Below are 12,096 nucleotides of genomic sequence, written 5' to 3'. Positions count from 1 at the left end.
GCTGTTGCGCTTCGCTGTTGCGCTTCGCTGTTGCGTTTCGCTGTTGCGTTTCGCTGTTGCTTTACCTCGTGCGAGCCTACTTCACGCCGTCGGTCACGAGGGTGTCGTACTGCCGGCCGCGCCAACGGGTCGGGGTGCGCGCGGTGCTCAGCGTGAGGCGCCAGGCGGCGGCGATGTCGGAGAGCCACGACAGCCAGAATGGCCAGCCCCGCTCGGCGTAGCTGTTCCGCAATGCGACCAGCATCATCAGCCGGACCAACAGGGCGGAGGCATTCACGAGCAGCAAGGCCTGCAGCAGCATGGTCTGCGGATTCTCGGGGGCAAGCGTGCCCATCGACCCGATGATCGCCGCGAGCACGAGCAGCACGGGCAGCGGCAACGCTTGCGCGCTCCAGACCAAAGCCACGTCGACCCAGCGACGCCACGTGGGGGTCGCGTCTTTCAGGTCGAAGCTGCGTCCCCACTCGCGCCACATTTCGGCCAGCGACACGTAGGCGCTGACTTGAATGATATGTGAGCCATCGAGGAAGCCGACGCGCGCGCCTTGCGAGGCGAGATGGCGCGCCAACGTGACGTCATCGCAAAACGATGCGCGGGCCGGCGCGTAACCACCGTGCTGTTCGAGCAGTGCGCGACGGGCCACGAAGCATTGCCCGTTGGCGAGCACGCGATCGGGCGGCGGCTGGGTGGCACCGGCCGCGCCGCACCGGTACACCAGTGTGACCAGCATCGCCGGCTGCACGAAGCGTTCGGCCGATGTCTGATCGCGGAACTGCGGCGAGAATGACGCCACGTCGTAGCCGTCCTGCTCGACCGCATCGACCACCGCACCGACCAGTCCCCGCGCCGGCACGGTGTCGGCGTCGATGCCGAGCACCCACTCGCCCTTCGCTTGTCGAAGACCCGTTTCCAGGGCCCACACCTTGCCCACCCAGCCGGCGGGGAGGGCTTCGTCGGTGACGAGCCGAATGCGCGGATCACGGGCAGCGGCCTTCTCGACCAGCTCACGCGTGCCGTCGGTGGAGCGGCTGTCCACGATGAGCACTTCCAGCATCGGCGCCATTTGCGCCATGAGTCCCTCGAGACAAGGGCCGATCCGCTTCGCTTCATTCAACGTCGCCACGATCACGGTCACCGTGGTATCGGTGCGCGGCGCGAGACGGGGCGCGATCGGCGGACGCCGTGTCCGTCCCGGCATGAGGCGCGCGAGCAGCAACAGCAGCATCGGCACCTGCACCACGAGCAGCATGAGGCCGACCCCATGCGCCACGTCAACCACCAAGCCTGTGCTGTTCATAGCAACGGCTCCTTCGACACACGCGCCCGGAAGGCCGGCGCCACCACCGGCTCCGTGAGCGCGAGCTGCGCGACTGCCTTTGCCATATCACCAAAAATAAAGAGGTGTGCCGGATACATCGCATACCAGTAAAGGAGTCCGAAAAGACCGCGCGGCGCGAAGAGCGCCGTCTGAATGAGCCGCGTGCCCTCACCCTCCGGGACGGCCGAGAATTGCAGCCAGGCCTGACCGGGAACCCGCATTTCCGCACGTAACCGCAACAAACGCGGGCGCTCGACCATCTCGACCCGCCAGAAGTCGACCGCCTCTCCAAGATACAACCACGAGGGGTCGCGTCGCCCCCGCCGGAGTCCGGGTCCCCCCACCAAACGATCGAGAAATCCCCGGACCTTCCACAGCCAGTTCCAGGCGAGCCACCCCTGGTCTCCCCCCAGCCGGCAAAACGCACGGAACACCTGATCGGGGCTGGCGCCCACATAAATCGTGCGCGTTTCCTCGAGCACGCCCTCGCGGTCCCGCAGCTCGTACGACGCGCCACCGCCCAATGCGTCGCTCCAGCGCGACTCGACGGCGTGCTCGGACAGCCGTGCCAAGGCGCGCTGGACCGCGGTGCGATAGGCCATCGGGCGCACGTCGGGAAAGAGCTCGCGCGCCTTGGTCGTGTCGGCCAGCACCGGATGGGCAATGCCTTCAATCAGCGGCGTGGCCAGACTCGCAGGGATCGGCGTGATCTTGTCGATCCAGCGTGATGCCAGCCACGGCGTCATGACGGGCACGGCGACAATGGTGCGCCGAAGGCCGCGCACTGCGGCGTACCCGTGCAGCATATCGCGAAACGAGAGCACGTCGGCACCACCGATCTCCACGATACCGGCCGGCCCGTGCTCGCGCGCTCGGACCAGGTAGGTGAGCACGTCGCGCACGGCGATCGGCTGCACCGGATTGGCGATCCACTTGGGCGCGATCATGAAGGGTAGCCGCTCGGCCAGGTAGCGCACCATCTCGAACGAGGCCGACCCCGAGCCCACAATAGGCCCGGCGCGGAATTCAGTGGCGGGCAAACCGCCCCGCAGGATCGCCCCTGTTTCCCCACGACTCTGGAGATGCTCACTGGCATTGTGCACATCGGGGACGAGTCCCCCGAGGTAAATGCAGTGCTTCAGGGATCGCCCCGCCTGCACAAAGTTGTGAGCGGCGACCCGATCGCGCTCGGCGAAGTTGACGGCGTCCGTCATGCTGTGCACGAGGTAATACGCCTGCTCGACCCCATCGAGCGCCCGCTCCAGCGACGCCACGTTGAACAGATCGCCCGTCATGACCTCGACGTCGCGCTCCCACCACCGTCCGTGGATACGGCGCGGGTCACGAACCAACAGCCGCACCGCAACGCCCCGCTCCACCAATCGCGAGGTGAGGCGGCCGCCGATGTAGCCTGTGGCGCCGGTAACGAGCACGGTCATGCGGAGGGGACGGAAGCCGGCCAACCAGCCGCCCCGCCACGGTGGCGGGTTCGGTGATCGGCGCGTACGCTACCTAACGTTACGTCACTTCCCTCTTCGCCGTTCCCATCCGCATGCCTCGCGCCAATCCATCCCCGGGACACCTCCTCCTGCGCAACTGGGAGCGACTCTCGGGTCTTCCCTTCGGCAATCGCCTGTTCAGTTGGGCCGTAGGGCGCACTGCGCCGTATACCGGCTCCGTAGGGGGCATCTATACCGAAGTTCGCCCCGGCTTCGCCCGCGTCGAGTTGCGCGATCGGAAAGCCGTGCGGAATCACCTCGCCTCGGTACACGCGGTGGCCTTGGTGAATCTGGCCGAGATGACGAGTGGCGTGGCGCTGATGACGGCTTTGCCCACCGGCGTGCGCGGTATCGTGACCGGCCTCTCTATCGAGTACCTCAAGAAGGCACGTGGCACCCTGGTCTGTACCACGACCGCGCAACCGCCCAGCGTCGTGCTCGAACCGATCACGCATGATGTGCAAGCGGACATCGCCAACACCGCCGGCGAGGTGGTGGCGCGCTGCATCGTGCATTGGCGCTTGTCGCCTCCCGATCCCACACGAGAGACCGCTCGATGACCGACGTGGCACCACCGCTGGTCAATGCGCCCGCGTTCGACACGCCGCTCACGCGCGACGCTCACATCCGCGTGCCGCTGATCTGCGGGCCCATGTATCCGTGCAGCAATCCAGAGTTGGTGGCCGCCGTGAGTGCCGCCGGTGCGCTCGGCATCGTCCAGCCGATCGCGCTCACCTACGTGCACGGCTACGACTTCCGGGACGGACTACGCACTATCAACCGGCTCAGTGGCGGCGCCCCGATCGGCTTCAATGCGCTGATCGAAGCGTCGTCGAAGATATATCACAACCGCATGATGAAGTGGGTCGAGATCGCGCTCGAAGAAGGCGTGCGATTCTTTCTCACGTCACTGGGCAATCCCAAGTGGGTGTGCGATCGTGTCCATGCCATGGGCGGCGTGGTGTACCACGACATCACCGAGTTGAAGTGGGCCGAGAAAGGCCGTGACGGTGGGGTGGACGGACTCGTGGCCGTGAACCGTGAAGCGGGCGGCCACACCGGCTCGCGTGACCCACGCGCCTTGCTCGACGAAGTCAGCTCGCTCGGACTCCCGGTGGTCGCAGCGGGCGGTGTGGGTGCGCCCGCGCAGTTCAAGGCGCTGCTGGACATGGGCTACGCCGGCGTGCAGCTGGGCACGCGGTTCATCGCGACACCCGAGTGCAACTCCGACAACGCGTACAAGTACGCCATCGTGGAATCGACTTCGCGCGATATCGTGCTCACCGAACGTCTGACCGGTGTGCCGGTGTCGGTGATCCGCACACCCTACGTGGAGAAGCTCGGCACGAAAGTCGGACCGATTTCCCGCTGGATGTTCAAAGGACGAAAAACCAAACACTGGATCCGCACCTTCTATGCACTGCGTTCGCTCCGTCAGCTCAAGCGCTCGAGTGTGGACGGTGCCACGCAGGACTACTGGCAGGCCGGACGCAGTGTGGATGCCATTCATGAGATCAAACCAGCCGGAGATATCGTGCGTGAGTTCGCGAGTGCATTGACCGGTGCCGCCGTGAACGCGGTGTTGCTGCTGGCACTGCTGTTTGCCGTCCCGCGCGAGACGCAGGCGCAAGCGCAGACGACAATGCAGCAGATCACCACCAAAGGATTGCGCGCGCCCGTCACGCTCGCCCGCGACAGCGCCGGCATCGTACACATCGAAGCCGCCAACGAGCATGACCTGTTCTTCGCGCAGGGATACAGCGCGGCGCGCGACCGGCTCTTTCAGCTCGAGCTGTGGCGACGCCAGGCCACCGGGACGATGGCCGAAGTGCTTGGGCCGCGTTGGGTCGCGCGCGATCGCGCGTCGCGATTGCTGCGATACCGGGGCTCGATGACGACCGAGTTGGCGCACTATCATCCGCGTGGTGCCACGATCATCGGCGCATTCGTGGACGGCGTGAACGCCTATGTGGATCAGGTGCGCGCGAACCCGGCGCTCATGCCGCCGGAGCTCACCTGGCTGGGCATCACGCCGCAGCACTGGACGCCGGCGGTGGTGATTTCACGGCACAACGCGTTGGCATCGAATGCCGCCGACGAGCCGACTACTGCGCGCGCGGTGCGCGAGATCGGCGAAGCGGCCGTGGCCCGCCGGAAGCGTTACGAACTGTCGCCCGTACGGCTCGGGCTCGATTCGCTCGTGGCACGCGCCCTCGACGCTGCGCCCGGTACCAGCATGCTTGCCGCGTACAACGACTTCAAGAATGCCCCGACCTTTCGTACGTCCGAGCTCCCTGAGGCGCTGCGTCGTGTGGCGCCGCCGGCCGATACCACAACGCCGGGTTTCGATCGTTGGGAGAGCAACAACTGGGTGATTGCCGGATCACGTACCGCGAGCGGCAAGCCGATCGTGGCGAACGATCCGCACCGCACGATTGCGGCCCCGTCGCTGCGCTACATGGTGCATCTGAAGGCACCGGGGTGGGATGTGATCGGTGGCGGCGAGCCGGCAATTCCGGGAGTGGCCATCGGACACAATCAACATGGAGCATGGGGACTCACGATTTTCGGGATCGACGCCGAAGATTTGTACACGTACGAGCTCGACGCGAAAAACGCGCGCGCGTATCGCTATCGCGGCGCGAGTGAGCGCATGCGCGAAGTGCGTGACACGATTCGCGTGAAGGGCGCGGCACCGGTGGTGGTCACACTGCAGTACACGCGACATGGCCCCGTACTCTCGATGGACAGTGCGAAGCGCATCGCCGTGGCGCTGCGTGCGGCGTGGCTCGAGCCCGGTGGCGCGCCGTACCTCGCCAGTTTGCGCCTCGACCAGGCACGCACCTGGAGCGAAGCGCGCACCGCGCTGTCGTTTGCGCGCATGCCGGCGCTGAATTGGATCTGGGCCGACACCAGCGGCGCGATCGGCTGGCAGAGCGCCGGGATCGCGCCGATCCGCAAGAACTGGGACGGCCTTGTGCCGGTACCAGGTGACGGGCGTTTCGAATGGAGCGGATTTCTGCCGATTCCGGCATTGCCGCATGAGACGTCGCCGTCACGCGGATACGTGGGTACGGCCAACGCGCTCAACGTGGAAGTGTCGTACGCCAACGCCAATGCGCTGGCGCGGACGTGGGCGGAGCCGTTCCGTCGCGATCGCCTCATGGAAGTGCTCGACACCACACGAAAGGCGACGCTGGTACAGATGATGGCGCTGCAGCACGACGAAACAGCGCTGGCGGCGCGGGCGCTGGTTCCGCTCATCAAGCAAGTCGCGCTGACGAGTGCCGCGTCGGTAGCTGCGCGTGACACGCTGTTGCGCTGGAACGGCGTACTATCAGCCAATTCCCGTGGCGCGGCGATTTACGCGGCATGGGAACGCAAGTTGCTCACCCATACGGCCGACATGGTGTTGCCGCTGGAGGCGCGGCCACTGCTGCGCACCGTGTCGTTGTCTCAAACTATCCAGTGGCTCACGAATCCCGACTCGCTCCTGGGCGAGAACCCGACGGTCGCCCGCGATTTCATTCTGTTCCGGTCGTTCAACGAAGCGGTCTCGGATCTGTCGCGGCGCTTCGGCAAGGACGTGGCCGACTGGCGCTACGGCGATGCGAAGATGCACCACGTACGCATCGCGCATCCACTCGATGTGGTGCTCGCCGACTCGATTCGCGCGCGCCTGTCACCCGGACCACTCGCCCGCGGTGGCTATGGCAACACGCTCAACGCCACCGGGAACAGCGACAACCAGACCGCCGGCGCCAGCTTTCGCGTGGTGATGGACCTCGCGAACTGGGACGGCGCCATGGTGACGAACACACCCGGGCAGAGCGGCGACCCGCGGAGTCCGTACTACAACAATCTCTTCGCCCCCTGGGTGCGCGGAGAGTATGCACCACTGCCGTACTCGCCGGGCGCCGTAAGAGCGCGAACGGCGGAGATTGTGGTGTTGCGACCGTGATTGCGGTAACAGCGCTACGGGTGAGCTTGCAGTTGTGAGTTGAAGTTCGGAGTCGTGAGTGGTTCGACTCACGACTCGAGACTTGAACTCAAGACGCCAAGCTCACCAACGATCTTCAAGTTCACGCATGTCCCTCCTCCCCCAACCGGAGTCTCTCCATGCTCGCCTTCCGACTGCCCCTCACGCTCGCCACGGCCTTTCTCACCACCACCGCGCCCACGGCATCCTCGCCGCAGCAGGACCTGTCGTTCTTCCTCACCAGTGCGGGCCCCGGCAACGGTGCCGCACTGGGTGGCCTCGAGGGCGCCGACAAGCACTGCACCACGCTCGCCGAAGCTGCCGGCGTACGCGGCAAAACGTGGCATGCCTACTTGAGCCAGCAGGCGCTCGACGGCAAGTCGGCGGTGAATGCGCGCGACCGCATCGGCAAGGGCCCGTGGAAGAACGCCAAGGGCGTTGTCGTGGCCGCGAGCGTCGATGATCTCCATAGCGACAACAACAAGTTGTCGAAAGAGAACAGTCTCACCGAGAAGGGCATGCCGGTGAACGGTCGCGGCGACACACCGAATACGCACGACATTCTGACCGGCTCCAGGCTCGACGGCCGCGTGTCGACCGATACCGGCGACAGCACGTGCAAAAACTGGACGAGCAGTGGCGATGGCGCCGCGCTCGCGGGTCATCACGATCGTCAAGGCGGCGGTGTCAATCCGACGTCGTGGAACTTCGCGCATCCGTCGCGCGGCTGCAGTCAGGACAACCTGAAGGCGTCGGGCGGCGCGGGGCTGTTCTACTGTTTTGCGGTCTGACGTCATCGCGGGATGACGGTGCTGGTGAGCCTGGAGTTGTGAGTTGAAGTTTCGAGTGGTGCGTGGCACCTCGCGAGTGTCACCCGCCTCTCGAAACCTTTACCCAATACTCGAAACTCACAGCCCACAGCCAGCAGGAGACCCATCCGTTCGCCGCCGGCACAGACGCGCGAACACAGGGCATGGAGGCCACGACCTCCCCACGCCGTGCGCGACAGCGCCCAGCGGTATCGAGCGGCCGGTCTCGACCACGCGCTGTACGGTGCGGTTCATCACCGAGAATCAAGCCGTGACGGGAACACAGTATGGTACATCGCTGACCTCGACGCGGTGGAACGGCGAACATCTTCGGCGTGGTCGAGCGTAACCTGGGACGACCATCTCGACACGCACCGAGAGAAGGCGCTGACTGATTACTTTAGGGAGCACGAGGACCATCGCCTGCGGCGACGCCTCTCGGTGCACCACACGCCGCTTCACGCAAGCATGCTGAATCAGGCGGGGATCGCATGGACTCTGGTGTCGCGGCCGTGTCGCGGGACCCGGCGGATAGACGCCCTCGCGGCGCCCCAGCGGCACACTCGCGCGTGGACAACCCGGGCGAATCGCCGGTAGACCACGATCGGCTCGTCCTTCACCCGCCACGACGCCCGCTGAACGAGCAGCGATGTAAACCCACTTTCTAACCGGTCGAAGACCGAAATCGGGAAATGCCGCCCATGTTACCTGGCCGAAACGACCCCTGCCCGTGCGGTAGTGGCAAAAAATTCAAAAAATGTTGCGGCGCATTTGCTTTGTCACTTCAGCCGCTGGACCCGATACAGGCGCAAGCGGCGGCCGTGAAGACGCTGGATCGCGAACTGGATGAGCGGTTGTTGCGATTTGCCAACAAGCGGTTCGGCTCACAATGGATGGCGCAAGCCGCCGCCGCCTATCTGGGTGGTCCCGACGAAAAACTCGGAGAAGGGGAACTGCAGCTGGCAGTCCCGTGGTCGCTCCACCACTTCGCGAGCGGGCCAGGCCATAGCAGCGTCGCGCGTTCCCTGCGCGACGCACAGGGCAGCAAGCTCTCGGCTGATCTGCGCGACCTGCTCGATGCGCAACTCGATGCCTGGGTATCGCTTTGGGACGTGCAGCGGGTAAGGCCCGGCGAGGGGATGGAACTGAAAGACCTGCTTACCGGACACGAGTGCTTCGTGCACGAGCAGTTGGCGACGCGAACGATCGTAGAGCGAGACGTGTTGCTGGGACGCGTAGTCACCTGCAACGATATTTCCTTCCTCGGCGGCCTGTACCCGCGGGTGCTTCCACCCATGGCAGCAGCACCGGTCGTCGCCGCCATGCGCAAACTGCTTCGGGTGCGCACCCGACCTGTCGCAAAAGACAAACTGCGGGATGCAGACTTGTCGACCACAATGATCGGCCTGTGGGCCCGCGAGGTGGAATGGCATGATCGGCCAAAGCCGATGCCAATCATGCAGAATACCGATGGCGATCCGTTCAAGATGACGACCGATCACTTCGCGATTTCTGCCACGCACGTCGAAGACGTGGTCTCTTTGCTGGGTGAGTTACCAGGTTTCGATGAAGATGTGGAACCCGACGATATCACGTTCGTGGTGACCCGGCCAGGGAATCCCATGCATCCCACATGGGTCAACACCATCGTTGGTTCTGTAGCAATCACAGGACTCGAGCTCACGATCGAAACGAACTCGGTGCGTCGAGCCGACTCGCTGCGCGCTGTGGTGCAAAAGGGATTGGGCACGCGGGTGGTCCATCGGTTGCGGGATCAGACGTCGATGCCAGCCGCCATGGGCGCGGCGCGAAATGCATCAGCCAAGTCCGGTAAGTCACGCCCGTTCGGGGTTGATGAAGTTCAGCCACCGGAATTGGTGGCTCTGCTGCGACAATTCAAGGAAGATCATTACCGCGACTGGGTGAATCACGCGCTTCCGGCTCTGGGCGGGCTGTCGCCACTGGAAGCGAGCAAATCACGAAAGGCACGTGCGCAGCTCGAGCTGCTCCTCTCCGATCTTCAGCACAGCGAAGCTCGGCTGCCGGAAGCGGAACGATTTGATTTCCAGGGTCTTCGCCGCCGACTGGGATTCGGCTAGGGCGTGGTTCGGCGCGAGTCCATGTGTCGTCCAATACGCGCAATCGCGATAGGAAATCCAATCGGGGTCGGTCCAGTATACTTTTGGTCCCCCGCCGCGAGTGGTGAGTGTCACTTCGCCAGCGCCACTCACCACTCGAGAATTGAACTCAAAACTCCAAGCTCACAGCCCCCAGCCCACAGCCAGCCAATCAGTTCGCCGCCGCCCCCGCCTTGACGCCCTGCAACCAGAACGCGAACCACTGCCGAATCCGCCCCAGCCGGTCCACCAGCAACCACGGCTCACCGGTCCGCGACAAGTCGTGATTCGAACGCGGGTAGCGCACCATTTCCACCGGCACTCCCTGCTTCTTGAGCGACATGTACCAGATCTCCGCACTGCCCATCGGCGTGCGGTGATCCTCTTCGCTCTGTACCAGCAGCATCGGCGTCTTCACCTTCTGCACGTAGCGGATCGGCGACAGCGTGTCGTACAAGGCCTGATTGTCCCATGGCTTGCCGTAGAACTCAAACTCCGTGAGCCCCTGCGCGTCGCTGCTGCCGTACCAGTAGGTCCAATCGGTGATCGTGCGGTCGGTCTGGATCGCTTTGAACCGATCGGTCTTGGTGGCCATCCACGTGGTCATGAAGCCGCCGTAGGAGCCGCCGGTCGCGCCCATTTTCGTGCTGTCCACATCAGGGCGCGCGGCCACGATGTCCACCGACTTCATGAGATCTTCGTAGTCTTCCATGCCCCAACGCCCGCGCGTGCTGTACGTGAAGTCGGCACCGTAGCCGCTCGAGCCGCGCGGGTTGGTGAAGAGCACGAACATGCCCTGCGCCGCGAGATTCTGGAACTCGTCGAACCAGCCTTCACCGTACGCTGAGTGCGGGCCACCGTGGATGTAGATCACCATCGGATACTTCTTGCCTTGGCTGTAGCCGTACGGCTTCATCAGCCAGCCTTCGATCTCCATGTTGCCCACGCTCTTGTACGTGAAGCGCTCGGCGTCGCTCCACACGACGTCCTGGTTCACCTCGTCGTTGAAGTGCGTGAGCTGACGCTCGCCGAGGCCATCGGCCGTGGCGACGAACAACTCACTCGGCTTCGTCATCGACGTCGCCGTATACGCCAACAGCTTGCCAGCCGCGTCGTAGCTCGCCCCGCGCAACTGACGGCGGCCGCCCACCAACTCCTGCGGCGCCGACTTGCCCGACATGTCCGCGCGCAGGATCGCCGATCGTCCACCGATATCGGCAGCGAACTGCAGGTTGCCCGTCGTCAACCAGGAGAGCGAGCCCGGCTCGAACTGCCAATCGCCTAGCAGGTTGCGCGGCGCACCGCCGGTGGCGTTTACCACGTAGATGCGCGCCGACTTCGTGCGCGACGGACGCCCCACGAACGCCAACTGCTTGCTGTCCGGCGACCACGTGATGTCGGACTCGGTGCCCATCCACTCGCGCACCTTGCGCGGCGTGCCCCCAGTGCTGGCCATGACGTAGAGATCGTTGTCGTTGCGATCGACTTCGTCGCGAGCCCTGTTGTAGGGCAACCTGGCCAGCGAGTCGCGCTCGAGATCGATCGCGGAATCGGAGCGCAGTCGCGCGTCGGCGACGAACGCGATCCACTTGCCATCGGGCGAGACTTCGGGCGAGCGGTGCGAGTAGAGCGTGGTCGTGAGCTGCTGCTTCGCGGTGTCACCCACCGTCTGCCGCCACAGCTGCGCGGGACGCCAGCTGCGTGCGTCGGCGCGGCCGGGGACGAAGCCGACGCCATTCACCTTGTACGACATATCGGTCACATGACGGCCATCGAAGCGCGTCGGCTCGACCGGACGCGTGATGGCGTCGAACGTCGGCTTGGCCATCGGCTGCATGCGCGCGAACGGATTAGCGCCCGTCCGCGCCATCGTATCGCGACGGGCCGGCTCGGTGAACACCGCAAACGCCCCGCTCTGTGGCATGGAACCGTTCGGATACGTACTAACCTGAGTCGCTTCACCGCTGGGCTGGTCGAGGCGAATGGCCCACGTGCTGCCATGCCCGCCCGCGCGAGGCGAGGTGAAGAAGAGATACTTGCCGTCGGGTGACCAGCGCGGATTGCTGCTTTCGGTACTCGGCGACGTCCACCGTTGCGCTTCGCCGCCCGCAGTGTTCACGACCCAGATCTCGCTGTGCCGTTTGTTCTCAGCCTCGACGGCCTTGGTGACGGTCATCGCCACGCGCTTTCCGTCGGGCGAGACGGCCGGACTGCTCACGTTCACGACGCGATACCAGTCGGCCAGCATCATCGCGCGCGGGCCCTTCGGCAGCTTGGTCGCGGCCTGAGCGGCGGGCGCCTGAGCGGCGGGCGCTTGTTGCGCCACCATCGCAGATGGCGCGCCCACGAGAAGAGCCGCCAATGTCGCCGACGG

General features: G+C 64.9%; 7 protein-coding genes. 4 read left to right on the top strand and 3 right to left on the bottom strand.

Features of this window, described 5'->3' with window-relative positions; all coding sequences use genetic code 11:
* Positions 1-76 precede the first annotated feature (76 nt).
* Positions 77-1,297 (bottom strand): glycosyltransferase family 2 protein, encoded by a 1,221-nt coding sequence (locus tag ACESNG_RS23945; RefSeq protein WP_373062055.1) that lies wholly within the window; start codon positions 1,295-1,297, stop codon positions 77-79.
* Positions 1,294-2,757, bottom strand: a complete 1,464-nt coding sequence (locus ACESNG_RS23940) for an SDR family oxidoreductase (protein WP_373071226.1) — start codon at positions 2,755-2,757, stop codon at positions 1,294-1,296. Before ACESNG_RS23940 ends, ACESNG_RS23945 begins: the two co-directional genes overlap by 4 nt.
* 113 nt (positions 2,758-2,870) lie before the next feature.
* Between ACESNG_RS23940 and ACESNG_RS23935 the strand changes: the two genes are divergently transcribed.
* The 4 genes from ACESNG_RS23935 (at position 2,871) to ACESNG_RS23920 (ending at position 9,704) form a co-directional block, all read left to right on the top strand.
* A complete protein-coding gene (locus ACESNG_RS23935) occupies positions 2,871-3,377 on the top strand; it encodes a hotdog fold domain-containing protein (RefSeq protein WP_373062051.1) in 507 nt (168 codons plus the stop codon).
* On the top strand, positions 3,374-6,778 hold the full coding sequence (locus tag ACESNG_RS23930) for a penicillin acylase family protein (protein WP_373062049.1): 3,405 nt from the start codon (positions 3,374-3,376) through the stop codon (positions 6,776-6,778). The genes ACESNG_RS23935 and ACESNG_RS23930 overlap by 4 nt, the downstream gene beginning before the upstream one ends.
* A gap of 158 nt (positions 6,779-6,936) precedes the next feature.
* Complete coding sequence (locus ACESNG_RS23925) at positions 6,937-7,587, top strand: hypothetical protein (RefSeq protein WP_373062047.1); 651 nt, start codon at positions 6,937-6,939, stop codon at positions 7,585-7,587.
* A 710-nt stretch (positions 7,588-8,297) separates the two neighbouring features.
* Positions 8,298-9,704 (top strand): YecA family protein, encoded by a 1,407-nt coding sequence (locus ACESNG_RS23920; protein ID WP_373071224.1) that lies wholly within the window; start codon positions 8,298-8,300, stop codon positions 9,702-9,704.
* Between the two features lie 190 nt (positions 9,705-9,894).
* Here the strand turns inward: ACESNG_RS23920 and ACESNG_RS23915 are convergent, their stop codons facing one another.
* On the bottom strand, positions 9,895-12,069 hold the full coding sequence (locus tag ACESNG_RS23915; protein WP_373071222.1) for a prolyl oligopeptidase family serine peptidase: 2,175 nt from the start codon (positions 12,067-12,069) through the stop codon (positions 9,895-9,897).
* Positions 12,070-12,096 lie beyond the last annotated feature (27 nt).

It is taken from the genome of Gemmatimonas sp., from assembly GCF_041689975.1.
Lineage (GTDB): Bacteria > Gemmatimonadota > Gemmatimonadetes > Gemmatimonadales > Gemmatimonadaceae > Gemmatimonas.
Note: the sequence above shows the minus strand (reverse complement) of the source record. Positions and strands in the feature narration are given on the sequence as shown.